The sequence below is a fragment of the Streptomyces sp. SID1328 genome, assembly GCF_009865595.1.
Taxonomy (GTDB): Bacteria; Actinomycetota; Actinomycetes; order Streptomycetales; family Streptomycetaceae; genus Streptomyces; species Streptomyces griseoluteus.
The window spans coordinates 1-22,996 of the sequence record NZ_WWKH01000558.1 but is presented as its reverse complement, the minus strand read 5'-3'; the positions used below and the strand labels follow the sequence as shown (position 1 = coordinate 22,996).

Genomic DNA, 22,996 nt, shown 5'->3' with positions numbered 1-22,996 from the left:
TACTCCTTGGGGCACCAGGCTGACCTGCGAGGAGACCGAGGACCGGGCCGGACAGAACGGCATGACCAAGGACCACGGCTACGTCTTCGAGGTCGATCCCGCCGACCGCCGCGCCAACCGCGCCCCCAAGCCGCTGAAGGCGCTGGGCCGTTACGCCCACGAGGCGGTGGTGGTCGACCCGAAGCGGGGCCACCTCTTCCTCACCGAGGACGCCTCCGGCCCCAACGGCCTGTTCTACCGCTGGACTCCGCCGGAGGGCTTCCACCACGGCCGGGGCCGGCTGCGCACCCTCGCCGACGACGCGGGCGTCCTCCAGGCGTTCCGCTGCTTCGACTCCGGCGGCCGCTTCGTGGACGACCTCTCGCGCGCGACACGCACCGGCACGGTGTACGGCGTGGACTGGGTCGACGTCCCCGACCGGGACGCGCGTACGGTGCCGGTCCGCAAGCAGTTCACCGACGGTCAGGTGACGCGGGCGCGCAAGCTGGAGGGCATGTGGTGGGGCGACGGCGGGGTGTACGTCGTCTCGTCCTACGCCCGCGAGGAGAGCCCCGTACAGCACGACGGCCAGGTGTGGTTCTACGACCCCCGGCGGCGGACGCTGACCCTGAAGGTGCTCCTCGGGGTGAACCCGGCCCCCTCCGCCGACGGCGCCTTCGACGGCCCGGACAACATCACCGTCTCCCCCTACGGGGGCCTGGTCATCGCCGAGGACGGGGAGGGCGTGCAGCACCTCTTCGGCGCCACCGACGGCGGCCGTACGTACCCGATCGCCCGCAATGAACTCAACCTCGGCACCGAATCGGCCCCCGAGTACAGCGAGTTCACCGGCGTGACCTTCTCCCCCGACGGCCACACCCTGTTCGCCAACATCCAGGACCCGGGCATCATGCTGGCGATCACGGGCCCGTGGAAGCGGCAGCGGCGCGGCTAAACTCGGCGTGCACGCACCCCCGCCCGACAGAAAGCCCGGCCCATGCGGGCAGACGCCCGACGCAACCACACCCGCCTCCTCAACGCCGCCGCCTCAGCCTTCGCCGAACACGGCGAGAACGCCTCCCTCGACGACATCGCGAAGCGAGCAGGCGTGGGCTCCGGCACCCTGTACCGCCACTTCCCGACCCGCCGCGCGCTGCTGGAGGCGGCGTATGCGGCCCGCATCGACGCACTGGGCGAGCGGGGCGCGGAACTGTCCCGACTGCTGCCTCCGGGCGAGGCCCTGACAGAGTGGCTGGGTGAGGTATGCGTGGCGACGATCCAGGTCAGGGGCCTGAAAACCCTCCTGGGCACAGCCGCGACTGACACTCCGCTGACCGCCTGCGGCACGGTGGTGAAATCCACGGCAACAACTCTGCTGGCAGCCGCCCAGTCCGAAGGCACCCTCCGCCCCGACCTGACCCCCACGGACCTCCTCCGCCTGACCCACGGTGTTGCCACGGCGGCGGAACTCGGGGGCGGGGAGGCACGGGAGATCGGGCGGTATCTGGGGTGGCTACTGGACGGACTTCGCGTCAGCGGAGGTTGAGGGCGCGGCGGGCCGCGGTGATGACGTTCTGGGCTTCGGTCCCGTACACGGCCGACTCGTGGAGGGTGTGCCAGACCTTCGAGTAGAGGGCGATGTTGTCGGCGTCGTCCAACCGCATCTCGGCGTGCCAGTCCTCCGCGACGACCACCCGGTCATCCAGGACCCAGAAGCCATTGGCGGGCACGATCTTCACGGGGGCGGCGAAGGGGACGACGCCCAGCTCGACGGTGTCCATGCCGATCATGCCGGTCAAGCGGTCGAGCTGGGCGGCCAGCACGGTGGGCGGGCAGATCAGCGAGCGCAGCGCGGCTTCCCACATCAGCACGTGCAGCTTGCGGCCGGGCCGGTAGAGCCACTCCTGCCGCTGGACTCGGGAGCGTACGGCGGCGTCGATGTCGTTGGCGCCGCCTAGCAGTTTGGCGTACCGCCGGATGACGTGGTGAGCGTACTCGGGGGTCTGCAGCAGGCCAGGGATCACCGACTCCTCCCAGAGCCACATCTCCGAGGCCCGCTCTATCTCCGCGCTCAGCCCTTCATGCATCACCTTGAAGCCGTTCGCCAGCGCGCGACGCCATGACCTGATCTGGGACTCGAAGCCCGCCAGTCGGGCGGCCAGCTGGGCGTACACCTCAGGCTGCTCGGTCGCGTCGGCCCAGGCCCTAAGGTCCTCGGGGGTGGCCGTCTGCTTGCCGTTCTCCAGCTTGCTGACCTTGGAGCCCTGCCAGCCAGCCGCTGGGCGAGTTGCTGACCGGTGAGCCGACCACCAGGGCATGAAAAGCGCAGCTCCCGCAGCCGCGTTCCCAGGGCCACCCTGGCTTGCTGATAGTCAGTGCTCACCGGTCACGCGCGCTATCCGGCCTCAGCGACCAGTGCCTCGAACTCGTCCCGCGCTATGGCGTGGTGCATCGCAGCGTCCCGTGCGATGCAGTACCGGACGACCTCGGCTGGTTCGGTGATCAGCTCGATGCTCGTGATGTGGTCGGCGTCGTCGAAGTGCAACAGCGCGACGAGCCGCGAGTCGAAGATCCAGAAGTCCTCGGCGGGCAGGTCGGTGGCGTCTTCGCGCCACAGGTACCGGATGTCCTCGCCCACGGCCGCGTTGTGCCGGGCGTAGTCAAGCAGGAACAGTTGCTCCGTAGTGGGCGGCTTGTCCGCGACGCGCACCCGACCGACCGTCTTCCCTGCCTCGGTCTGCGCCTTGATGTTGACGAACCAGGGCTCACTGAAGTCGCACGGCGACGAGCCGGTGGCCAGGAACGCCTGGAAGTCGGGGTCCTCACGGTCCGAGGCGTAACCACGCCGGGTCTCCAGCCGCCAGGCGGTGTGCTTAAAGGTCTCGAAGAGGCGGCGGAAGGTGGCCCGGTCCACGAGTTCGGGCACGCGCCCCATCTCCTTCGGCCCCCAATTCACCAGCAGCTCGCGCGGCACGGCCACCGCCGCGTCACCGGGCCCGAAGTGCTGGAGCTGCGCGAGGTCGTCGGGGTCGGTGACGGGCGTGCCCTGAACGATGACATCACCGGTGCCCTCGTCCGTGTGCAGGGCGGGGCAGCCATCGACCTTGCTGTCTGTGCCGGTGAAGCGTAACTGACGGGCCATGAGCGGTCTCCGTTCGGGGGATTTGCTCCAACAGCATGGCCAGGACGGTGTCTCGGCGCTACGGGTTCAGGCTGGGCCGCTGAGAAAACACCAGCAATGTTGACGACCGGCCGAGCAAACACGGGAAAACACCATACCGCCCGCCAACCCGCCAGCTCTAGCGTCCGGTTCATGGCAACCGAGGAACAGCAGGACCCCTTCACAGCGGTAGAGAATCTCAAAACAGCCCTGGCCGGCGCAGGCATCGTCCTCCCCTCCCTCGCCGTCGACATCGCGTCACCGGCACTCAAGCTCGTGGAGCTGGGCCGCGTACGAGCCGATGTGGCCGCCCGCCTAGCCGACGCCCTACGGCAGGAAGGCCAGGAGTGACCGAACGAATTCCAACAACCCTCTGCACCGGCAAGCTCCCCTACCCCGCCGGAACCCTGGTGGTGGATCGGATCTCAGAGCGCACGGGCCACCTGGTCTACATCCTGGAGGAGCGCACCAAGGAGAAGTACAAACTCATCAGCAGCCAGGCTTTCATGCGCCCGGTCGGCGGCGGCATCGAGTGGGACGTACCCTTGGACCGAATCAGGCCGGTGGTCGAGTAACAGACTTCAACAGCGCCCCGACGTCGACTCGTTGACGTCGGGGCGCTTCCGTGTGCCGTGCGCTATCATCGGTGCTAGTGAGCGAAATGCTCCGCGCACCTGTGCGCCCCGGCTGCGAAACGGGAAGGCAGGGCAAGCCAGCTTAAGTGACTGGGCCTCGGTGCAACTAGGTCGCCGAGCCGACGATGTCAGTCAAGATCCCGGGTTGGCGGGTAGGGCAAGACCGCACGACTGTACAAACCTGGGTCAGCAATGACCCACCCGAGAACATTTGCGCGCCGCATCAGCGTAGGTGTCTCGGTCCCGACCGAAAGGGACGGATCGAGGCTGCCTATGCCACCGATTCCGACCCATGACAGGGAAGGTAAGGATCGGTGGACGGCACCGCCATCATCATCATTCTCGCCATCGCTGGCGTGGCTTCCGTGCTGCTCTTCGCTGTGAAGGGTCTGCTAGACCAGATTCCAGACGTGATCGAGTCCGCCGGAAAGGCGCGCGAGGCCTGGCAGCGCTTCAAAAAGCCCGATCAGCCGCACCGGACGGACGATCAAGAGCCGCCCATGGCCGCTTAGGCCCGCCCTGGGCCTGCCGTCACTCTCCATGGACATGAGAAGCGCCCCGCCGGCACTCGCGTCCGGCGGGGCGTCTCTCTGCGGCCAGATGGTCGCCGTTGATCAGTTGTGGCTGTGCAGGATGTCGTTCAGGCCGCCCCACACCGCGTTGTTCGGCCGGGCCTCCACCGCGCCCGTCACGGAGTTGCGGCGGAACAGGATGTTGGACGCGCCGGAGAGGTCGCGGGCCTTGACGATCTGGCCGTCGGGCATCGTGACGCGGGTGCCGGCGGTGACGTAGAGGCCCGCCTCGACCACGCACTCGTCGCCCAGCGCGATGCCCACCCCCGCTTCCGCGCCGATGAGGCAGCGCTCGCCGATGGCGATGATGACGTTGCCGCCGCCGGACAGGGTGCCCATGGTGGAGGCGCCGCCGCCGATGTCGGAGCCGTCGCCGACGACGACGCCGGCGGAGATGCGGCCCTCGACCATGGAGGTGCCCAGCGTCCCGGCGTTGAAGTTGACGAAGCCCTCGTGCATGACCGTCGTGCCCTCGGCGAGGTGCGCGCCGAGGCGGACGCGGTCGGCGTCGGCGATGCGTACGCCCTTGGGGGCGACGTAGTCCGTCATGCGGGGGAACTTGTCGATCGAGGTGACCTGGAGGTGCAGCCCGTCGGCGCGCGCGTTCAGCCGCACCTTCTCGACGTCGTCCACCGCGACCGGGCCGAGCGAGGTCCAGGCGACGTTGGCGAGGTGGCCGAAGATGCCGTCCAGGCTCTGGCCGTGCGGCTTGACCAGGCGGTGCGAGAGCAGGTGCAGCCGCAGGTAGACGTCGTGCGCGTCGAGCGGCTTCTCGTCCAGCGAGGCGATGACCGTACGGACCGCGACCACCTCGACGCCCCGGCGGGCGTCCGGGCCGAGCGCGGAGACCGCGCTGTCGCCCAGCAGTTCGGCGGCCCGGTCGGCGGACAGCCGCTCGCTGCCGGACGGCCCCGGCTCGGCGACCAGCTCGGGCGCCGGGAACCAGGTGTCGAGAACGGTGCCGTCGGCGGCGACGGTGGCGAGACCGGCGGCGACGGCGCCGGTGGTACGGGAAGCAGTGTCGGTCATGCGGAAAACCTAACGTGGGAGCGGTGCGGGGGCCTAACCGGTGCGGCGCGCCGGGTATGCGAAGGCGGCGATGCCCGAGGGCACCGCCGCCTCATCCCGTAAGGGGAAAAGCACGCCTCAGACGTTGAACCCCAGCGCCCGCAGCTGCTCGCGGCCGTCGTCGGTGATCTTGTCGGGGCCCCACGGGGGCATCCAGACCCAGTTGATGCGCAGTTCGCTGACCAGACCGTCGGTGACGGACTTGGCCTGGTCCTCGATGACGTCCGTCAGCGGGCAGGCCGCGGAGGTCAGGGTCATGTCGATCGTGGCGATGTTCGCGTCGTCGACGTGAATCCCGTAGATCAGACCGAGGTTGACGACGTCGATGCCCAGCTCGGGGTCGACGACGTCCATCAGGGCCTCGCGGAGTTCTTCCTCCGAGACCGGTTTCATCTCAGCGGTGTCGGTCATGCCGTCTTCCTTTCGGCGTCCGCGCCGGCCTCGCCCAGGGCCTGGGCCGTCGCGTCCTTCCACGCCATCCAGCTCAGGAGGGCGCACTTGACCCGCGCGGGGTACTTGGAGACACCGGCGAACGCGACCGCGTCCTCCAGCACCTCCTCCATCGCGTCGTCGGGCTCGATCCGGCCCTTGGACTGCATCAGCTCCAGGAAGGTCTCCTGGATCTTCTGCGCCTCGGGCAGGTCCTTGCCCACCAGCAGTTCGTTCAGCACGGACGCCGAGGCCTGGCTGATGGAACAGCCCTGGCCCTCGTACGAGACGTCCGCGATCGTCGTACCGTCGTACCGCACCCGGAGGGTGATCTCGTCGCCGCACGTCGGGTTCACGTGGTGCACCTCGGCGTCGCCATCCCGAAGACCACGCCCGTGCGGGTTCTTGTAGTGGTCCAGGATGACTTCCTGGTACATCGAGTCCAGCTTCACGGTGTCAGCCCACGCCTCTCAGCCGAAGAAGTTCCGTACGTGCTCCAGCCCCTCGACCAGTGCGTCGATCTCGCCGGGCGTGGAGTACAGATAGAACGACGCCCGGGTGGTCGCCGGAATTCCGTACCGCAGGCAGACCGGCCGCGCGCAGTGGTGGCCGACGCGCACCGCGATGCCCTGCTCGTCGAGGACCTGGCCCACGTCGTGCGGGTGGATGTCGCCGAGCGTGAAGGAGATCGCCGCACCGCGGTCCTCGGCCGTGGAGGGGCCGATGATGCGCAGGTCGGGGACCTCGCCCAGCCGCTTCACCGCGTACTCGGTGAGCGCGTGCTCATGGGCGAGGATCTTGTCCATGCCGATCGAGTCGAGATAGTCGATCGCGGCACCGAGACCGACCGCCTGGGCGATCGGCGGGGTGCCCGCCTCGAACTTGTGCGGGGCGGGCGCGTAGGTCGAGGAGTGCATCGACACCGTCTCGATCATCTCGCCGCCGCCGAGGAACGGGGGCAGGTCCTCCAGGAGTTCCTGGCGGCCCCAGAGCACCCCGATGCCGGTCGGACCGCACATCTTGTGGCCGGTGAAGGCCACGAAGTCGGCGCCGAGCGCCTGTACGTCCAGCGGCATGTGCGGCGCGGCCTGCGAGGCGTCGACGCAGACCAGCGCGCCGACCTCCTGGGCGCGGCGCACGATCGCCTCGACCGGGTTGACCGTGCCCAGGATGTTGGAGACCAGCACGAAGGAGACGATCTTCGTCTTCTCGGTGATGACCTCGTCCAGGTTGGACAGGTCGAGGCGGCCGTCGTCGGTGAGGCCGAACCACTTCAGCTTCGCGCCGGTGCGCTGCGCGAGCAGCTGCCACGGCACGATGTTGGAGTGGTGCTCCATCTCCGTGATGACGATCTCGGTCTCGTGGTCGACCCGGTAGGGCTCGTCGGCCCAGCCCAGCATGTTGGCCACGAGGTTGAGCGACTCGGAGGCGTTCTTGGTGAAGATCACCTCGTCGCGGCTGGGCGCGTTGATGAAGTCGGCGACCTTGTCACGCGCGCCCTCGTACAGCGCCGTGGCCTCCTCGGCGAGGACGTGCACGCCGCGGTGGACGTTGGCGTTGTAGCGCTCGTAGTACTCGCTCAGGGCGTCCAGCACCTGGCGCGGCTTCTGCGAGGTCGCCGCGTTGTCCAGGTACACGAGCTTGCGCCCGTCGTGGACCTGTCGGTCCAGGATGGGGAAGTCCTTGCGGATCGCCTCGGTGTCGAGGAGGCCCGGCAGCTCTGTCACGCGGATACGCCACCCTTCGTGTATGCCTCGTAGCCCTCGTTCTCCAGCTTGTCGGCCAGCTCGGGACCGCCGGACTCGACGATGCGGCCGCCGGAGAACACGTGGACGAAGTCCGGCTTGATGTAGCGCAGGATGCGCGTGTAGTGCGTGATCAGCAGGGTGCCGGTCTCGCCGGTCTCGCGGACGCGGTTGACGCCCTCGGAGACGATGCGCAGGGCGTCCACGTCGAGGCCGGAGTCGGTCTCGTCGAGGATGGCGACCTGCGGCTTGAGCAGCTCGAGCTGGAGGATCTCGTGCCGCTTCTTCTCACCGCCGGAGAAGCCCTCGTTGACGTTGCGCTCGGCGAAGGAGGGGTCCATGTGGAGCCGCTCCATGTTCTCCTTGACCTCCTTCACCCAGGTACGCAGCTTGGGGGCCTCGCCGCGGACGGCGGTGGCGGAGGTGCGCAGGAAGTTGGAGACGGAGACGCCGGGCACCTCGACCGGGTACTGCATGGCGAGGAAGAGGCCGGCGCGGGCGCGCTCGTCGACCGACATGGCGAGGACGTCCTCGCCGTCGAGGGTGACGGTGCCACTGGTGATCGTGTACTTCGGGTGACCCGCGAGCGAGTAGGCGAGGGTCGACTTGCCCGAGCCGTTGGGGCCCATGATGGCGTGCGTCTCGCCCTGCTTCACGGTGAGGTCGACGCCCTTGAGGATCTCCTTCGTGGCGTTGTCGGCCTCGACGGTGACGTGCAGGTCTCGGATTTCAAGCGTTGCCATGGGTGCCTCAGGACTCCTGGGTGAGGGAGACGAGCACGTCGTCCCCTTCGATCTTTACGGGGTATACGGGGACGGGGCGCGTCGCGGGCGGGCCGGACGGCTTGCCGCTGCGGAGGTCGAAGCAGGAGCCGTGCAGCCAGCACTCGATCTGCCCGTCCTCCACTTCGCCCTCGGAGAGGGAGACGTTCGCGTGCGAGCAGATGTCGTAGATCGCGTACACCTCGCCCTCGGTCTTCACGACCGAGACCGGCGTGCCGTCGAGTTCCACCCGCTTGGGGGTGTCCTCCGACAGTTCGCTCAGTCCGCAGACGCGCTGGAAGGTCGTCGTCATGCGACCGCGGCCTCCAGCTCCTCCTCGATCTTGACCAGCAGGCGCTCCTCGATGTCGGGGACACCGATCTGCTGGACCAGCTCGGCGAAGAAGCCGCGGACCACCAGGCGGCGTGCCTCGTGCTCCGGGATGCCGCGGGCCATCAGGTAGAAGAGCTGCTCGTCGTCGAAGCGGCCGGTGGTGGAGGCGTGGCCGGCGCCGACGATCTCACCGGTCTCGATCTCCAGGTTGGGGACCGAGTCGACGCGGGAGCCGTCGGTGAGCACCAGGTTGCGGTTCATCTCGTAGGTGTCGGTGCCCTCGGCCTTGGCCTCGATGAGCACGTCACCGATCCACACCGCGTGCGCGCCCTCGCCCTGGAGCGCGCCCTTGTAGACGACGTGGGAACGGCAGTGCGGGGTGTTGTGGTCGACCAGGAGGCGGTGCTCCTGGTGCTGGCCGGCGTCGGTGAAGTACAGGCCGAACAGCTCGGCCTCGCCGCCGGGGCCCGCGTAGCTGACGCGCGGGTGGAGGCGGACGACGTCGCCGCCGAAGGTGACGATCACGGACTTGAAGGAGGCGTCCCGGCCGACCAGGGCGTTGTGCTGGGCCACGTGCACGGCCTTGTCGTCCCAGTCCTGGACGGAGACGACGGTCAGCTTGGCGCCGTCGCCGAGCACGTAGTCGACGTTGGCGGCGAGCACCGCGTCACCGGTGTGGTCGATGACGACGAGGGCCTCGGCGAAGGCACCCAGTTCGATCACCTGGTGGCCGAAGGCGGTACCGCCCTCGCCGTGCACCGCGATGCGGATCGGCTCGGTGAGGACGGTCTCCTTGGGCACGGTGACGACCGACGCCTGCTCGAAGGCGGAGTACGCCTGGGCGGCGACGCGGTCGACCGGGGTGCCGGCCTTGCCGAGCCGGGCGTCGTCACGGCCGACGTTCTCGACGGTGACGCCCTCGGGGGCCTCGACGACGACCTTCAGGCCCTCGTCCGTGGCGACGGCGGTGCCGTCGTGCAGGCCGCGCAGCCGCTCCAGCGGAGTGAACCGCCACTCCTCCTCCCGGCCGTGCGGGACGGGGAAGTCCGCGACGTCGTAGGAGGGGGGCGCGCTCATGCGCGTGGCGACGGTCGACTCCGCGGCGACCGCGATCGAGCCCGCGGTGGTGGACCCCACGGGGATGTTCTGCTCAGCCATGGCTGTCGGGGTGCTCGCTTTCTGGTGCGTAGGTGGCTGCGTGTGTGGCGTGACGGGGTACGGGCGGCGGGTCAGCCGACCGCGCCCTCCATCTGCAGCTCGATCAGCCGGTTGAGCTCCAGCGCGTACTCCATCGGCAGCTCCTTGGCGATCGGCTCGACGAAGCCGCGCACGATCATCGCCATCGCCTCGTCCTCGGAGAGGCCGCGGCTCATCAGGTAGAAGAGCTGGTCCTCGGAGACCTTGGAGACGGTCGCCTCGTGGCCCATGGAGACGTCGTCCTCGCGGACGTCGACGTAGGGGTAGGTGTCCGAGCGGGAGATCGTGTCGACGAGCAGCGCGTCGCACAGCACGTTGGACTTCGATCCGGCCGCGCCCTCGCCGATCTCGATGAGACCGCGGTAGGAGGTACGGCCGCCGCCGCGCGCCACCGACTTCGAGACGATGTTGGACGACGTGTTGGGCGCCATGTGGACCATCTTGGCGCCGGCGTCCTGGTGCTGGCCCTCGCCCGCGAAGGCGATGGAGAGGGTCTCGCCCTTGGCGTGCTCGCCCATCAGGTAGACGGCCGGGTACTTCATGGTCACCTTGGAGCCGATGTTGCCGTCGACCCACTCCATGGTGGCGCCCTCGTAGGCGACGGCGCGCTTGGTGACCAGGTTGTAGACGTTGTTCGACCAGTTCTGGATGGTCGTGTAACGGCAGCGGGCGCCCTTCTTGACGATGATCTCGACGACCGCGGAGTGCAGCGAGTCCGACTTGTAGATCGGCGCGGTGCAGCCCTCGACGTAGTGGACGTAGGCGTCCTCGTCGACGATGATCAGCGTCCGCTCGAACTGGCCCATGTTCTCGGTGTTGATCCGGAAGTAGGCCTGGAGCGGGATCTCCACGTGCACGCCCTTCGGCACGTAGATGAAGGAGCCGCCGGACCACACGGCCGTGTTCAGCGAGGCGAACTTGTTGTCACCGACCGGGATGACGGTGCCGAAGTACTCCTTGAACAGCTCGGGGTGCTCGCGGAGCGCGGTGTCGGTGTCCAGGAAGATGACGCCCTGCTCCTCCAGGTCCTCGCGGATCTGGTGGTAGACGACCTCCGACTCGTACTGGGCGGCGACACCGGCGACGAGGCGCTGCTTCTCGGCCTCCGGGATGCCCAGCTTGTCGTAGGTGTTCTTGATGTCCTCGGGCAGGTCCTCCCAGGACTCCGCCTGCTTCTCCGTGGAGCGCACGAAGTACTTGATGTTGTCGAAGTCGATGCCCGAGAGGTCCGAGCCCCAGTTGGGCATGGGCTTCTTCTCGAACAGCTTCAGACCCTTGAGGCGGAGCTTGGTCATCCACTCCGGCTCGGACTTCTTGTCCGAGATGTCGCGGACGACGGCCTCGCTCAGGCCGCGCTTGGCCGAGGCGCCGGCTACGTCGGAGTCGGCCCAGCCGTATTCGTACTTGCCCAGACCCTCGAGTTCGGGGTGGGCAGTCTCCGTGGGGAGCGTCATGCGGGGTTCCTCCCGGCCGTGCTTGCGTGGTGGCTCTGATCGGACTTGTCGGTCTTGGAAATCTTGGGGATGAACGTCGTGCAGACGCCGTCGCCGTGGGCGATGGTCGCCAGTCGCTGGACGTGGGTTCCCAGCAGTTCGGCGAAGAACTCCGTCTCCGCCTCGCAGAGCTGGGGGAACTGCTCGGCGACGTGGGCGACCGGACAGTGGTGCTGGCAGAGCTGCTCACCCTGTTGCGGGAGGGGGGCACTGCGTGCCGTAGCAGCGTACCCGTCCGCGGTCAAGGCCCTGGCCAGGGCTTCGGCGCGGCGCTCGGGCTCCACTCCCTCGACGGCCTTGCGGTAGGTGGCGGCCTGGGCGGCGAAGCGGGCGCGGGCGAAGGCGGCGACGGCCTCGTCCCCGCCCTCGCGCTCGGCGATCCAGCGCATGGCGTCGGCGGCGAGCTGGTCGTAGGACTGGTCGAAGGCGTCCCGGCCGCAGGCGGTCAGGGCGAAGACCTTCGCGGGGCGGCCGCGGGTACGGGCTCCGTACACCCGCTGCTCGCGTGCCTGCACGACGTCGTCGGCGGCCAGCGCGTCCAGGTGCCGGCGCACGGCGGCCTGGGTGAGGCCCAGCCGGCCGGCCAGTTCGGCGACGGTCGACGGGCCGTGGTCCAGGATGGACCGCGCGACCCGGTTGCGCGTCGAACGCTCACCGGTCGCTAGCTCTTCCTGGGGCCCCGTGGGGGTCTCCCGAGCCTCGCCGACGTTTTTCACAACGCTATTGTTGCGTAATTCTTCGGAGCCTGACAAGCCAGGCCGGGAGCCGTCCACGGTGCCCTGCGTCACTTAGGCGCACCTAACCCGACCTGCGGAAACGATCTCCGGGACGCCGCTCGTGGCACCCCTCACCAGGCAAAACCGCTGGCGTCCGGCACCTCGGCCGGGCAGACTCCGGGCCATGCCGACCCCCGTCCCAGCAGGCCCCCTGGTCACCCGTTCCACCCTCGCCGAACAGCTCCTCGAGCTGGGTGTGGAGCCCGGGGAGACCCTGCTCGTGCACTCCTCGCTGAGTTCCCTCGGGTGGGTGAACGGCGGTGCCGTCGCCGTCGTCCAGGGCCTCCTCGACGCCCTCGGCCCGGACGGCACCCTGGTCGTCCCCACCCAGTCCGCCGACCTCTCCGACCCCGAGCTGTGGCGGGCGCCCCCGGTGCCGCCCGAGTGGTGGGAGACGGTACGGGCCACCATGCCCCGCTACGATCCCCGCACCACCCCCTCGCGCGGGGTCGGGGTCGTCCCGGAGACCGTGCGCACCTGGCCCGGCGCCCGGCGCAGCGCACACCCGCAGACCTCGTTCGCCGCGCTCGGCCCGCGCGCCGCCGAGATCACCCACGGCCACGCCCCGGACTGCCGGCTCGGTGAGCACAGCCCGCTGGCCCGCCTCGAGCGGCTCGGCGCCCGGGTGCTGCTGCTGGGCGCGGGCTACCACGCCTGCACCAGCTTCCACCTGGCCGAATACCGGATACCCGCGCCGATGGCGGAGGTCGGGCGGCCCGGCCCCGGCGGTTGGGAGACAGTGACCGAGGTGTCCATCACCTCCGACCGCTTCGACGAACTGGGCCACGACTTCGAGCGGGACCGCCCGGTCCTGCGGGGCCGGGTCGGCGCGGCCGGGGCCCGGCTGTTCCCGGTCGCGGACGCGGTGGCCTACGCCGAGCACTGGCTCCCGCTGCACCGCCCCCGCGAGGCCGGTTTCCAGCACCCCCACGCCTGAGCCCCGCCGCGCCTCCCTAGACTCTGGACCCATGCATAGTGACCCCGTGGTCCAGGTCCAGGCCCTGGTGAAGCGGTACGGGCGGAAGACCGCGGTGGACGGCCTCGACCTGGAGGCCCGGCCGGGCGTGACCGCCGTACTCGGTCCCAACGGCGCCGGCAAGACGACCACGGTCGAGACCTGCGAGGGATACCGCACCCCGGACGCCGGCACCGTGCGCGTCCTGGGCCTCGACCCGGTGCGGGACGCGGCCATGCACCGCGGCCACCGCCTCGTGCGCGGAACGCACCTGCGCGAGGATGCGTTCGGCCTCCACCAGCAGCGCCCGCCCGGCCTCCGTCAGCGTCACCCGGCGCGTGGTGCGCACGAACAGCGGCGCCCGCAGTTCCCGTTCCAGGGCGCGGATCGACGCCGAGAGTCCCGACTGGGACACCATCAGCCGCTCGGCGGCACGGGTGAAGTGCTGGTCCTCGGCGACCGCGACGAAGTGCTGGAGATGACGCAGTTCCATGATTGAGAAGCCTAGCCGCTGAAATCCATCGGATTCTTCTGTTGGACCACTGACCGCGCTCCGGGGAAGAGTTGGGGGAGGCTGCCGGGACACCGCCGTGTCCGGCGTCGCGAAGACCGTGTGCCAACCCTTTATGGAGTCGCGTTGTACACCGCCCACCCCGACCGCTACGCCGACCTGCCCTACCGGCGCTCCGGACGCAGCGGACTGAAGCTCCCCGTGCTGTCGCTCGGCCTGTGGCACAACTTCGGCCCCGACCGGCCGGTGGAGACCCAGCGCGCGATCCTGCGCCGCGCCTTCGACCTCGGGATCACCCACTTCGACCTGGCCAACAACTACGGCCCGCCGCCCGGCGCCGCCGAGTCCGCGCTCGGCGAGGCGCTGAAGGCCGACTTCACGCCCTACCGTGACGAACTGGTCATCTCCACCAAGGCCGGTTATCTGATGTGGCCCGGCCCGTACGGGGAGTGGGGCTCGCGCAAGTCCGTGCTGTCCTCGCTCGACCAGAGCCTGACGCGGATGGGCCTGGATCACGTCGACATCTTCTACTCGCACCGCTTCGACCCCGAGACCCCGCTCGAGGAGACCATGGGCGCGCTGCACTCGGCGGTCCAGCAGGGCAAGGCGCTCTACGTCGGCGTCTCCAACTACTCCGCCGAGCAGACCCGCGAGGCGGCACGCATCCTGGGCGAGCTGGGCACTCCGCTCCTCATCCATCAGCCGCGGTACTCCATCCTGGACCGGCGCCCGGAGGAGGAGGGGCTGCTGGACACCCTGGACGAACTTCAGGTCGGCTCGATCGTCTACTCCCCGCTGGAGCAGGGCCTGCTCACCGGCCGGTACCTCGACGGCATCCCCGAGGACTCCCGCGCGGCGGGCGACAGCCCGTTCCTCCGGTCCGACGCCGTCACCGAGGACCTCGTCGGCCGGCTGCGTGCCCTGAACGAGATCGCCGCCTCGCGCGGCCAGACCCTGGCTCAAATGGCGCTCGCCTGGGTGCTGAGGGGCGGACGGATTACTTCCGCTCTTGTCGGGGCGAGCAGCACCAAGCAACTGGAAGACAGCGTCGGCGCCATCCGGAATCTGGAATTCGACGCGGATGACGTGGCCCGAATCGACGCCGCCGTGCAGACTTGAACTCGCCGGAGCGGTAGCGGCGGAAGGCGGAAGTTTTTTCCGCCTTCACAATTTCTCCGCGTATTCCGGTGCGGTCGGCGCTGAATTCCTGCCACCCCCGCCCGCGGAGCCGCAACAGAGCCCAGGGGAGCCCCGCCCCTGGGCTCTTGCCTTGTAAGGGCTGGCAGGCAGGGCCTCGGTGCGTCCCCCACGGTCGATAATCCGCCAACTAATGCGGGGCGGTCCCGCGCCTTACATGATTCGGCCAGAATCGGGGCATCGCATATGCCAGGAGAGTGGCCGGAAAGACATGGTGACAGTGTTTCCATTGTGGCGATACTCAAAATGCCAGGGGCACTTCACCGCACAGGAGCCGCACGGATAAGAGAGGGACCGGTCGGCACACCGGCGAGGCAACGGGGGAGTGATCGTGCACGATGAATTCCTGTGCCATGTCACCGCGTACGGGATCTGCGGCGGTCAGCGGGTAGGCGTACCGCTCGGCACCTACCGCGCGCCCACCCTCGCGCTCGCCCTGTGGTGGCTGCGGGACCGCGCCTCCTGGATCGCCGAACGGCTGGACCCCAGTCCCGAGGGCGAGAAGATCCCGGCGGGCGCCCTCGTCCCCGTCCCGGACACCGTGGCCGACGTCCCCACCCTGCTGCGGGCCTGGTGTTCCGACGACGCCCGGCAGGAACTGGTCGCGGACGAACTGGCCGGCGGACGCCTGGTGCGGATCGCCGCGAGCGACGACACCACGGAGTACGAACTCCTCGCCGAGTCGATCGACGCCCTGCGCATGCAGCGCACCGTCCCCGCCTTCGTCGTCCCCGTGGCCTGAGCGCGAAACCGCAGGGCCGGTCCGGCCGCGACGTGCCCGGAAGAGGTCCGCACACAGGTAAGGCATTGGGTGGAATGCGTCGGCCGAGTCGGGGTACGAGCATCACAGGCAACAGGCGACCGGCCGTACCGGGCATTTCGAGAGAGACACCATGACCGAACACCTGGGCGTGGCAGTGGCAGTGATACCGAGTGGTTTCGACGTACCCGTGGAACCCCTTCGGCGTGCGGCGCACTACACCGGGGAACCAGGATGCATCGCGGAGGCGCGGGCCTTCGCCGGGCGCTTCCTGGAGCAACTGCGGACCGAGTGGTGCGCCACCGTGGACAGCCGCACGGGCGGGGAACTGCTGCTGGTCGTCAGCGAGCTGGTCACCAACGCCGACCGGCACAGCGGGGGCCCGTACATCCTGGAGCTGGAGGGCACCGACAGCGCGGTCAGCGTCTCGGTGTACGACAGCAGCGTGGCGCTGCCGCGCTTCTTCCCCAAGGACCCCGAGCGGGTGGGCCATCACGGTCTGGAGATCGTGCGCGCGGTCGCCTCGGAGATCACCGTGGACCGCGTACCGGTGGGGAAGCGGGTGCGCGCCCTGATCCGGCTGGACGGCTGAGCGAACCGCTTCACACCCCTCGGAGGAATGAACGCCGACCGCGATCCGGTCGGCGTCTTCGTGTGTCCGGAAACCCGCCTTCACGCATCCGGCTGCGGTGGAAGAAGGCATGAAGAAGGGCGGCCCGGCCGAACCGGACCGCCCTTTTCCACGTCAAGGGGTCGGAGTCTGATGCTCAGGCGCAGCCCAGCTCGCCCAGCATGCCCTGGCGCAGCCGCGCGATGATGCGCTTGATCAGGCGGGAGACGTGCATCTGCGAGCAGCCCAGCTTCTCGCCGATCTCGGCCTGGGTGGCCTCTTCCACGAACCGCATGTGGATGATCTGCCGGTCGCGGTCGCTCAGCTCGGCCATCAGCGGGGCGAGGGCGTGGAAGTCCTCCACCAGCTGCAGGCCCTCCTCCTCGACGCCGATGAAGTCCGCCAGGACCGCCTCGCCGTCCTCGCGGCCGTCGCCGGTGAGGGCGGCGTCCAGCGAGCTGGAGTTGTAGCCGTTCGAGGCGAGCTGGCCCTCGACGACCTGCTGCTCGGTGATGTTCATGAGCGTGGCCAGCTCGGCCACGGTCGGGTCGCGGTCCAGCCGGCTCGACAGCTCCTCGCGGGCCTTGGCCAGCTCCACGCGCAGCTCCTGGAGCCGGCGCGGCACGTGCACCGCCCAGGTGGTGTCACGGAAGAAACGCTTGATCTCACCCACGATGTAGGGCAGCGCGAAGGACGTGAACTCCACCTCGCGCGAGATCTCGAACCGGTCGATCGCCTTGATCAGGCCGATCATGCCGGTCTGGACGATGTCCTCCATGTCGTCGCCCCGGCCCCGGAAACGCCCGGCGGCGAAGCGCACCAGCGACATGTTCATCTCGATCAGGGTGTTGCGCGCGTACTGGTATTCGTGCGTGCCCTCTTCCAGCTCCGCCAGCCGGCGGAAGAACTGGCGGGACAGCGCCCGCGCGTCCCTCGGGGCGACGGACGCGGGGTCCGCGATACCAGGAAGGGTCTCCTCGTCCGTCATGTCCTGCGCGGCCTTGTCCGCGACCTCTGCTTGCGACCGGATGCCGACGGCGGTGTCCATTAACCTCTCCCACGTAAGTCACGGTTCGACGACTGCTCCCGTGGGCCCTGGTTCCCCGAGGCCACGGTTGCCGCGTGGTCCCCGGCTACCCGGAAAACCCCGCCCCATGCACGTCTTCTCTCACGGGCCGGGTACCCCCGGTCACGCGACGCATGCAGACGAATTTCGACCTGGCTCGAAATCGCCGACATGGCTCGATCTTATCGGCCCGTGACCGATGAGTCCGGGACCGGGGCCCGGTCGGTACAGGTGAGCGCGCGACCGGCGCCGCGACCCGTACAGGAGGTCCCCATGTCCCACGGTGGTTTCACCACATGTCTCTGGTTCGACGGCCAGGCCGAGGAGGCGGCGCACTACTACGTCTCCGTCTTCAAGGACTCCGGCATCGGCCGGATCACCCACTGGAGCGAGGCGGGCCCCGGTGAGGCCGGGACCGTGCTCACCGTCGAGTTCACCGCCAACGGCCAGAAGTTCGTCGCCCTCAACGGCGGCCCCGAGTTCACCTTCAGCGAGGCCGTCTCGTTCATGATCCGCTGCGCCGACCAGCGGGAGGTCGACCACTACTGGACCCGGCTGACCGAGGACGGTGGCGAGGGCGGCCCCTGCGGCTGGCTCAAGGACAAGTACGGCGTCTCCTGGCAGGTCTGCCCCGAGCGGCTGCTCGAGATGACCAGCGACCCCGACCCGCAGAAGGCCGCCCGTGCCTTCGGCGCCATGATGAAGATGGGCAAGCTCGACCTCGCCGCCCTGGAGAAGGCGTACGCGGGCGAGTGAGGGGAACCGATGCCCGGTCACGCGCTCTCGGCGAGCACGTCGCCGCTCGTGTGCCGGGCGTTCTCCGCCAGGACCGGGTGGGTGCGCCAGTAGTAGGGGGTGCCGGACGACCTCAGGCGCGTCACCGGCAGTTCCGCTCACGCGGGAAACCGCCGCGCCACCTGGCGCTCCACCAGCGGGGCGTCGATGCCGAGGTTCACCGTCACGCATCTTCCGGGTGCTCACCGGCCCCGTCCAAGGGCCGGCGTGCCCCGCTGTCGACCGAAAAAAACCGGACCACACCGTCCCCGAGCGTCCCGCTCGCCCAGTGGCTAACGTGACAATCCGGGACGAACCATCAACACGAGAGGGCCGACCATGGCCGTGCAGTCCGAAGGAACGCCCTGCTGGGCCGACGCGATGTTCACCGACCTGGAGGGCGCCAAGCGGTTCTACGGCGACGTCCTCGGCTGGACCTTCGGCGAATCGTCGTCCGAGTACGGCAACTACACCCAGGCGTACGCGGACGGCAAGGCCGTCGCCGCCATCGTCCCGCCCATGCCCGGCCAGGAGAGCACGTCGCAGTGGTGTCTCTACTTCGCCTCGCCGGACGCCGCCGCCACCGCCGCGAAGGTCGAGGAGAACGGCGGCGAGGTGCTGATGGAGCCGATGCGGGTCGGTGACTTCGGCACGATGGCGATCGCCCGCGAGCCCAGCGGCGCGGTGTTCGGCATCTGGCAGGGCGACGCCCACGAGGGCTTCGAGGCGGTGGCCCAGCCCGGCGCCTACTGCTGGTCGGAGCTGTACACCCGCGAGCCGGAGAAGGCGGACGCGTTCCTGTCGGCCGTCTTCCCGTACCGGATGAAGGACATGGCGGACGAGCACGTCGACTTCCGCCTCTTCGACCTGGGCGCCGACCCGGTGCTCGGCCGGATGCGGATGGGGGAGGAGTTCCCGCCTGAGGTCCCGTCCTACGTCAACGTCTACTTCACCGTCGACGACTGCGACGCGGCCGTGGCCCGCGCCACCGAGCACGGTGCCGTGCTCCGGTTCGGCCCGATGACCAGCCCCTTCGGCCGGTTCGCCGCCCTCACCGACCCGCAGGGCGCGAGCTTCTCGGTGATCGACGTCACCACGACGGAGGGCGGCATGCCCGACTTCAAGGACGCCTGACCCGGCCGCTCGGACCCCGCGCGCGGCCATGGCATGATCGGGCACATGCGTGAACGTGTGGTGGCCGCGTGCGACGGGGCTTCGAAGGGAAACCCCGGACCGGCCGGATGGGCGTGGGTGGTCTCCGGCGACGACGAGCGGACCCCGGCCCGCTGGGAGTCGGGCCCGCTCGGCCGGGCCACCAACAACGTCGCCGAACTCACCGCGCTGGAAAGGCTGTTGACCGCCGTCGAGCCGGACGTGCCGCTGGAGGTCCGGATGGACTCCCAGTACGCGATGAAGGCCGTCACCACCTGGCTGCCCGGCTGGAAGCGCAACGGCTGGAAGACCGCCGCCGGCAAGCCGGTCGCCAACCAGGACCTGGTGGTCCGTATCGACGCGCTGCTCGACGGCCGCTCGGTGGAGTTCCGGTACGTCCCCGCCCACCAGGTCGACGGCGACCCGCTGAACGACTTCGCCGACCGCGCCGCCAGCCAGGCCGCCGTGGTGCAGGAGGCCGCGGGCAGCGCCCACGGCTCGCCCGAGCCGCCTCCCTCGCCCGACACCCCGGCCCCCTCCGCCCGCCGCAAGTCGCCCCGGCGGACCACCGGCGCCTCCGGTTCCGCCTCCTCGCGGACCATCAAGGCCAAGTTCGCCGGCCGCTGCCTCTGCGGCCGCTCCTACGCCGCCGGCGAGTCCATCGCCAAGAACGCGCAGGGCTGGGGCCACCCGGAGTGCCGTACCGCCACCGGCTGACCGGCCACCGCCGGATGTTCCGGCTCCGGCCACACCCGGACGCTGCTACCCTGCGAGGCCGATCGACTACGTCCGGTGACTTCCAGGGGTGTGCGCGTGAAGGTCGTCTGCGTCGGGGGCGGGCCAGCCGGCCTGTACCTCGCCATCCTGCTCAAGCGGCAGAACCCGTCCCACGACATCACCGTCCATGAACGCGCCCCCGAGGGCTCCACGTACGGCTGGGGCGTCACCTACTGGCAGGGCCTGATGGACCGGCTCCGCGCCCACGACCCCGAGTCGGCGGACGGCATCGCACGCAACTCGGTCCACTGGCACGAAGGTGTCGCCCATGTGCGGGACTCGAGCACCCGCCAGCCCGGCGACCAGGGCTTTGGCATCGGCCGCCACCGTCTCCTCGAACTGCTCGCCGAGCGCGCCCGAACCCTGGGCGTACGGCTGGAGTTCACGAGCGAGATCACCGAACCCCCGGCCGGGGCCGACCTGGTGGTGGCCGCCGACGGCATCGGCAGCGCCCTGCGCACCCGGTACGTGGAGGCGTTCGGCACCCATGTCACCCACGGCCGCAACCACTTCCTCTGGCTCGGCACCACCAAGGTCTTCGACGCCTTCACCTTCGCCTTCGTCGAGACCGCGCACGGCTGGATCTGGGCCTACGGCTACCCCTACGACACCGGGCACAGCACCTGCGTCATCGAGTGCTCGCCCGAGACCCTCACCGGCCTCGGCCTGCACAGCGCCGACGAGGGCGACGGGCTCGCCCTGCTGGAGCACCTCTTCGCCGACCTCCTCGACGGCCACCCCCTCATCGGCCGCGCGTCCGACGGCACCAGCGTCCCCTGGCTGAACTTCCGCACCCTCACCAACCGCACCTGGCACCACGACGGCCTCGTCCTGCTCGGCGACGCCGCCCACACCACCCACTACTCCATCGGCGCGGGCACCACCCTCGCCCTGGAGGACGCCATGTGCCTGGCCACCGCCCTGCGCGAGCACCCCGCCCTGCCCGGCGCCCTCGCCGCCTATGAGAAGCGACGCCGCTCCGAGCTGCTGTCCGCGCAGAGCGCCGCCCGCTACAGCGCCCGCTGGTACGAGAGCCTGCCCCGCTACATCGAACTGCCCCCGCACCGCATGTTCGCCCTGCTCGGCCAGCGCCATTCCCCGCTGCTGCCCTTCGTGCCGCCCCAGCTCTACTACGGCCTCGACAAGGCAGCCGGACAGCTCGAACCGCTGCGCCGGCTCAAGCGCTGGCTCGGCCCCCGCGCCGCCCGCGCCCTGCACGCCGCGCGCACCCCCGGCCGCTCCCGCTGACCCCTGCGCCCCAGCTCAGGGGGCGGGTACCGGTTGGTGAATGGTCATTCACCGGATAGAGTGAATGGCTATTCACCAGTCACGCACATTCCCCCGCAGGAGCGTCGATGGACCCCTCCGCCCCCATACCCGAGCCGTCCGGCACCCTCGCGGCGCCGCCCCGGCTGCGGGAGCGCCTCACCATCCCCGTGCTGGCGTCGGGCGGCATCCTCATGGCGGTCATGCAGACCGTGGTCGTCCCGCTCCTGCCGGACCTGCCCCGGCTCACGGGATCGTCACCGGCCGCCGTCTCCTGGATGGTCACCGCCACCCTGCTCTCCGGCGCCGTGCTCACCCCGGTCCTCGGCCGCGCCGGTGACATGTACGGCAAGCGCAGGGTGCTGACCTCCGCGCTCGCCCTGATGACCGTCGGCTCGGTGTTGTGCGCGCTGTCCTCCGACATCACCGTGCTCATCACCGCCCGCGCCCTCCAGGGCGCCGCCGCCTCTGTCGTCCCGCTGTCCATCAGCATCCTGCGCGACGAACTCCCGCCCCAGCGGCGGGGATCGGCGGTCGCGCTGATGAGCTCCACCGTCGGCATCGGCGCCGCTCTCGGCCTGCCGCTGGCCGCGCTCGTCGTGCAGTACGCCGACTGGCACACCATGTTCTGGCTGACCAGCGCCCTGGGGGTGCTCGGAGTCGCGGCCACCTGGTGGGCGGTCCGGGAGTCGCCGGTGCGCGAGGCCGGCCGGTTCGACGTGGTCGGCGCGCTGGGTCTGGCCGTCGCGCTGGTGGCCCTGCTGCTCGCCGTCTCCCAGGGCGGCCAGTGGGGCTGGACGAGCCCCGCCGTCCTCGGGCTGTTCGCCGCCTTCGCCGTGGTGCTCGCCCTGTGGTGGCGCCAGCAGCTCCGGACCGCCCGGCCGCTGGTCGACCTGCGGCTGGTGACCCGGCCGAGGGTGGGCCTGTCCCATGTGGCGGCCCTGCTCACCGGCTTCGCGTTCTACGCCAACTCGCTCGTCACCGCCCAGCTCGTCCAGGCGCCCGAGGCCAGCGGCTACGGGCTCGGGCTGTCCATCGTCGCCACCGGCCTCTGCCTGCTGCCCGGCGGCGTGACCATGCTGCTCTTCTCGCCGCTGTCCGCCCGGATCTCCGCCCGGCGCGGGCCCCGGATCACCCTCGCCCTCGGCGCCGCGGTCATCGCCTGCGGCTACGCACTGCGCATCGCCGACAGCCGCGACCTCTGGATGATCATCCTCGGCGCGACCGTGGTGGCCACCGGCACCACCCTCGCCTACTCCGCGCTGCCCACCCTGATCCTGCGCGCGGTACCGGCCGCCCAGACCGCGTCCGCCAACGGCGTCAACGTCCTGATGCGGACCATCGGCCAGGCAGTCTCCAGCGCCGCCGTCGCCGCCGTACTGGTCCACCACACCAGCCTCGTCGGCGGGCTGCCGGTGCCCACGCTGCACGGGTATCTGATGGCCTTCGCCATGGCCGGTGCCGTCGCGCTGGCCGCCTGCGCGGCCGCACTCACCATCCCCGGTGACGGCACCCCCGACGGCACCCCCCGCGCCGAGGGCGCCACCGCGGCGGCCCGTGCCCTGGAGGAGGCGTGACCACCGCACCCGCTCCCGTGCGCCGGGACGCCGAGGCGACCAAGGCGGCCATCCTCAAGGCCGCCCGGCACCTCCTGGCCCGGCACGCGCACGCAGACATCACCCTCAAGGCCGTCGCGGAGCGGGCCGGGGTCAGCCCGCCGCTGGTGGTGAAGTACTTCGGCAACAAGGACGCCCTGTTCGCCCGCGTCATGTCCTTCGAC

The 22,996-nt window shown here is 69.9% G+C and carries 26 protein-coding genes and 3 pseudogenes; 16 read left to right on the top strand and 13 right to left on the bottom strand.

Annotation, left to right across the window (positions count from 1 at the left end; genetic code table 11):
• Positions 1-934: alkaline phosphatase PhoX (locus GT030_RS17695; RefSeq protein ID WP_161201851.1), on the top strand; the 934-nt coding region annotated here is incomplete at its 5' end.
• A gap of 42 nt (positions 935-976) precedes the next feature.
• Positions 977-1,525, top strand: a complete 549-nt coding sequence (locus GT030_RS17690) for a TetR/AcrR family transcriptional regulator (protein WP_161201850.1) — start codon at positions 977-979, stop codon at positions 1,523-1,525.
• On the opposite strand, the pseudogene GT030_RS17685 reads toward GT030_RS17690, so the two are convergent.
• Positions 1,512-2,362, bottom strand: a pseudogene (locus GT030_RS17685) (helix-turn-helix transcriptional regulator). The gene GT030_RS17690 and the pseudogene GT030_RS17685 overlap by 14 nt on opposite strands.
• A 12-nt stretch (positions 2,363-2,374) precedes the next feature.
• Entirely contained in the window at positions 2,375-3,121 is a 747-nt protein-coding gene (locus GT030_RS17680; RefSeq protein WP_161201849.1) for a DUF6879 family protein, read from the bottom strand.
• 171 nt (positions 3,122-3,292) lie between these two features.
• Between GT030_RS17680 and GT030_RS17675 the strand changes: the two genes are divergently transcribed.
• The 3 genes from GT030_RS17675 (at position 3,293) to GT030_RS17665 (ending at position 4,286) form a co-directional block, all read left to right on the top strand.
• Positions 3,293-3,490: a hypothetical protein gene (locus tag GT030_RS17675; RefSeq protein WP_161201848.1), complete on the top strand. Its 198-nt coding sequence runs from the start codon at positions 3,293-3,295 to the stop codon at positions 3,488-3,490.
• Complete coding sequence (locus GT030_RS17670) at positions 3,487-3,714, top strand: hypothetical protein (RefSeq protein WP_161201847.1); 228 nt, start codon at positions 3,487-3,489, stop codon at positions 3,712-3,714. Before GT030_RS17675 ends, GT030_RS17670 begins: the two co-directional genes overlap by 4 nt.
• A gap of 374 nt (positions 3,715-4,088) precedes the next feature.
• Positions 4,089-4,286 carry a hypothetical protein gene (locus tag GT030_RS17665; RefSeq protein ID WP_130340288.1) on the top strand — a complete coding sequence of 66 codons (198 nt, stop codon included), beginning with the start codon at positions 4,089-4,091 and terminating at the stop codon, positions 4,284-4,286.
• A 102-nt stretch (positions 4,287-4,388) separates the two neighbouring features.
• Here GT030_RS17665 and dapD read toward each other — a convergent pair whose 3' ends face one another.
• From dapD to GT030_RS17620, 9 genes are all read right to left on the bottom strand, one after another.
• Positions 4,389-5,375 (bottom strand): 2,3,4,5-tetrahydropyridine-2,6-dicarboxylate N-succinyltransferase, encoded by a 987-nt coding sequence (dapD, locus tag GT030_RS17660; RefSeq protein WP_161201846.1) that lies wholly within the window; start codon positions 5,373-5,375, stop codon positions 4,389-4,391.
• A 117-nt stretch (positions 5,376-5,492) separates the two neighbouring features.
• The gene (locus GT030_RS17655) at positions 5,493-5,825 is read right to left on the bottom strand and encodes a metal-sulfur cluster assembly factor (RefSeq protein WP_031182020.1); all 333 of its coding nucleotides are present in this window, start codon (positions 5,823-5,825) and stop codon (positions 5,493-5,495) included.
• Entirely contained in the window at positions 5,822-6,295 is a 474-nt protein-coding gene (gene sufU, locus GT030_RS17650) for a Fe-S cluster assembly sulfur transfer protein SufU (RefSeq protein WP_086692707.1), read from the bottom strand. Before sufU ends, GT030_RS17655 begins: the two co-directional genes overlap by 4 nt.
• A gap of 18 nt (positions 6,296-6,313) precedes the next feature.
• Positions 6,314-7,570: a cysteine desulfurase gene (locus GT030_RS17645; RefSeq protein ID WP_161201845.1), complete on the bottom strand. Its 1,257-nt coding sequence runs from the start codon at positions 7,568-7,570 to the stop codon at positions 6,314-6,316.
• Positions 7,567-8,331 carry a Fe-S cluster assembly ATPase SufC gene (gene sufC, locus GT030_RS17640; RefSeq protein ID WP_086692711.1) on the bottom strand — a complete coding sequence of 255 codons (765 nt, stop codon included), beginning with the start codon at positions 8,329-8,331 and terminating at the stop codon, positions 7,567-7,569. The genes GT030_RS17645 and sufC overlap by 4 nt, the downstream gene beginning before the upstream one ends.
• 7 nt (positions 8,332-8,338) lie before the next feature.
• Positions 8,339-8,662 carry a non-heme iron oxygenase ferredoxin subunit gene (locus GT030_RS17635; protein ID WP_086692713.1) on the bottom strand — a complete coding sequence of 108 codons (324 nt, stop codon included), beginning with the start codon at positions 8,660-8,662 and terminating at the stop codon, positions 8,339-8,341.
• Positions 8,659-9,840, bottom strand: a complete 1,182-nt coding sequence (gene sufD, locus GT030_RS17630) for a Fe-S cluster assembly protein SufD (RefSeq protein WP_161201844.1) — start codon at positions 9,838-9,840, stop codon at positions 8,659-8,661. Before sufD ends, GT030_RS17635 begins: the two co-directional genes overlap by 4 nt.
• A gap of 71 nt (positions 9,841-9,911) precedes the next feature.
• Positions 9,912-11,333: a Fe-S cluster assembly protein SufB gene (sufB, locus tag GT030_RS17625; RefSeq protein WP_030815341.1), complete on the bottom strand. Its 1,422-nt coding sequence runs from the start codon at positions 11,331-11,333 to the stop codon at positions 9,912-9,914.
• Positions 11,330-12,088, bottom strand: a complete 759-nt coding sequence (locus GT030_RS17620; RefSeq protein WP_161201843.1) for an ArsR family transcriptional regulator — start codon at positions 12,086-12,088, stop codon at positions 11,330-11,332. The genes sufB and GT030_RS17620 overlap by 4 nt, the downstream gene beginning before the upstream one ends.
• Before the next feature lie 184 nt (positions 12,089-12,272).
• Between GT030_RS17620 and GT030_RS17615 the strand changes: the two genes are divergently transcribed.
• Entirely contained in the window at positions 12,273-13,085 is an 813-nt protein-coding gene (locus tag GT030_RS17615) for an AAC(3) family N-acetyltransferase (protein ID WP_161201842.1), read from the top strand.
• 31 nt (positions 13,086-13,116) lie between these two features.
• Positions 13,117-13,338, top strand: a pseudogene (locus GT030_RS17610) (ATP-binding cassette domain-containing protein); the annotation flags it as partial.
• Between the two features lie 3 nt (positions 13,339-13,341).
• Here GT030_RS17610 and GT030_RS17605 read toward each other — a convergent pair.
• Positions 13,342-13,596, bottom strand: a pseudogene (locus GT030_RS17605) (LysR family transcriptional regulator); the annotation flags it as partial.
• A 144-nt stretch (positions 13,597-13,740) separates the two neighbouring features.
• Between GT030_RS17605 and mgrA the strand changes: the two are divergent.
• The 3 genes from mgrA to GT030_RS17590 all read left to right on the top strand — a co-directional run bounded on the left by mgrA (position 13,741) and on the right by GT030_RS17590 (position 16,163).
• Positions 13,741-14,733, top strand: a complete 993-nt coding sequence (mgrA, locus tag GT030_RS17600) for an L-glyceraldehyde 3-phosphate reductase (protein WP_161201915.1) — start codon at positions 13,741-13,743, stop codon at positions 14,731-14,733.
• A 409-nt stretch (positions 14,734-15,142) separates the two neighbouring features.
• Entirely contained in the window at positions 15,143-15,553 is a 411-nt protein-coding gene (locus GT030_RS17595) for a hypothetical protein (RefSeq protein ID WP_135794338.1), read from the top strand.
• Positions 15,554-15,704: 151 nt separating this feature from the next.
• Entirely contained in the window at positions 15,705-16,163 is a 459-nt protein-coding gene (locus GT030_RS17590) for an ATP-binding protein (RefSeq protein ID WP_161201914.1), read from the top strand.
• Between the two features lie 175 nt (positions 16,164-16,338).
• Here the strand turns inward: GT030_RS17590 and GT030_RS17585 are convergent, their stop codons facing one another.
• Positions 16,339-17,229 carry an RNA polymerase sigma factor SigF gene (locus GT030_RS17585; protein WP_161201913.1) on the bottom strand — a complete coding sequence of 297 codons (891 nt, stop codon included), beginning with the start codon at positions 17,227-17,229 and terminating at the stop codon, positions 16,339-16,341.
• Between the two features lie 291 nt (positions 17,230-17,520).
• Between GT030_RS17585 and GT030_RS17580 the strand changes: the two genes are divergently transcribed.
• The 6 genes from GT030_RS17580 to GT030_RS17555 all read left to right on the top strand — a co-directional run.
• Positions 17,521-18,003 carry a VOC family protein gene (locus GT030_RS17580; RefSeq protein ID WP_161201912.1) on the top strand — a complete coding sequence of 161 codons (483 nt, stop codon included), beginning with the start codon at positions 17,521-17,523 and terminating at the stop codon, positions 18,001-18,003.
• A 357-nt stretch (positions 18,004-18,360) separates the two neighbouring features.
• A complete protein-coding gene (locus GT030_RS17575) occupies positions 18,361-19,155 on the top strand; it encodes a VOC family protein (RefSeq protein ID WP_161201911.1) in 795 nt (264 codons plus the stop codon).
• A gap of 33 nt (positions 19,156-19,188) precedes the next feature.
• Positions 19,189-19,890 carry a ribonuclease H gene (locus GT030_RS17570; protein ID WP_161201910.1) on the top strand — a complete coding sequence of 234 codons (702 nt, stop codon included), beginning with the start codon at positions 19,189-19,191 and terminating at the stop codon, positions 19,888-19,890.
• 96 nt (positions 19,891-19,986) lie between these two features.
• The gene (locus GT030_RS17565; protein WP_346009668.1) at positions 19,987-21,198 is read left to right on the top strand and encodes an FAD-dependent monooxygenase; all 1,212 of its coding nucleotides are present in this window, start codon (positions 19,987-19,989) and stop codon (positions 21,196-21,198) included.
• Positions 21,199-21,305: 107 nt separating this feature from the next.
• Positions 21,306-22,793 carry an MFS transporter gene (locus GT030_RS17560; protein ID WP_161201909.1) on the top strand — a complete coding sequence of 496 codons (1,488 nt, stop codon included), beginning with the start codon at positions 21,306-21,308 and terminating at the stop codon, positions 22,791-22,793.
• Positions 22,790-22,996, top strand: a 207-nt coding sequence (locus GT030_RS17555) for a helix-turn-helix domain-containing protein (RefSeq protein ID WP_161201908.1), incomplete at its 3' end; no start/stop codon positions are given. The genes GT030_RS17560 and GT030_RS17555, both read left to right, overlap by 4 nt.

What these genes read in the sequence shown, in the direction of transcription:
- GT030_RS17690 (WP_161201850.1), top strand. Translation starts at nt 977, where the DNA reads ATGCGGGCAGACGCCCGACGCAACCACACCCGCCTCCTCAACGCCGCC.
- GT030_RS17680 (WP_161201849.1), bottom strand. Translation starts at nt 3,121, where the DNA reads ATGGCCCGTCAGTTACGCTTCACCGGCACAGACAGCAAGGTCGATGGC.
- GT030_RS17675 (WP_161201848.1), top strand. Translation starts at nt 3,293, where the DNA reads ATGGCAACCGAGGAACAGCAGGACCCCTTCACAGCGGTAGAGAATCTC.
- dapD (WP_161201846.1), bottom strand. Translation starts at nt 5,375, where the DNA reads ATGACCGACACTGCTTCCCGTACCACCGGCGCCGTCGCCGCCGGTCTC.
- GT030_RS17655 (WP_031182020.1), bottom strand. Translation starts at nt 5,825, where the DNA reads ATGACCGACACCGCTGAGATGAAACCGGTCTCGGAGGAAGAACTCCGC.
- sufC (WP_086692711.1), bottom strand. Translation starts at nt 8,331, where the DNA reads ATGGCAACGCTTGAAATCCGAGACCTGCACGTCACCGTCGAGGCCGAC.
- GT030_RS17635 (WP_086692713.1), bottom strand. Translation starts at nt 8,662, where the DNA reads ATGACGACGACCTTCCAGCGCGTCTGCGGACTGAGCGAACTGTCGGAG.
- sufD (WP_161201844.1), bottom strand. Translation starts at nt 9,840, where the DNA reads ATGGCTGAGCAGAACATCCCCGTGGGGTCCACCACCGCGGGCTCGATC.
- sufB (WP_030815341.1), bottom strand. Translation starts at nt 11,333, where the DNA reads ATGACGCTCCCCACGGAGACTGCCCACCCCGAACTCGAGGGTCTGGGC.
- GT030_RS17615 (WP_161201842.1), top strand. Translation starts at nt 12,273, where the DNA reads ATGCCGACCCCCGTCCCAGCAGGCCCCCTGGTCACCCGTTCCACCCTC.
- GT030_RS17590 (WP_161201914.1), top strand. Translation starts at nt 15,705, where the DNA reads ATGACCGAACACCTGGGCGTGGCAGTGGCAGTGATACCGAGTGGTTTC.
- GT030_RS17585 (WP_161201913.1), bottom strand. Translation starts at nt 17,229, where the DNA reads ATGGACACCGCCGTCGGCATCCGGTCGCAAGCAGAGGTCGCGGACAAG.
- GT030_RS17580 (WP_161201912.1), top strand. Translation starts at nt 17,521, where the DNA reads ATGTCCCACGGTGGTTTCACCACATGTCTCTGGTTCGACGGCCAGGCC.
- GT030_RS17575 (WP_161201911.1), top strand. Translation starts at nt 18,361, where the DNA reads ATGGCCGTGCAGTCCGAAGGAACGCCCTGCTGGGCCGACGCGATGTTC.
- GT030_RS17570 (WP_161201910.1), top strand. Translation starts at nt 19,189, where the DNA reads ATGATCGGGCACATGCGTGAACGTGTGGTGGCCGCGTGCGACGGGGCT.
- GT030_RS17560 (WP_161201909.1), top strand. Translation starts at nt 21,306, where the DNA reads ATGGACCCCTCCGCCCCCATACCCGAGCCGTCCGGCACCCTCGCGGCG.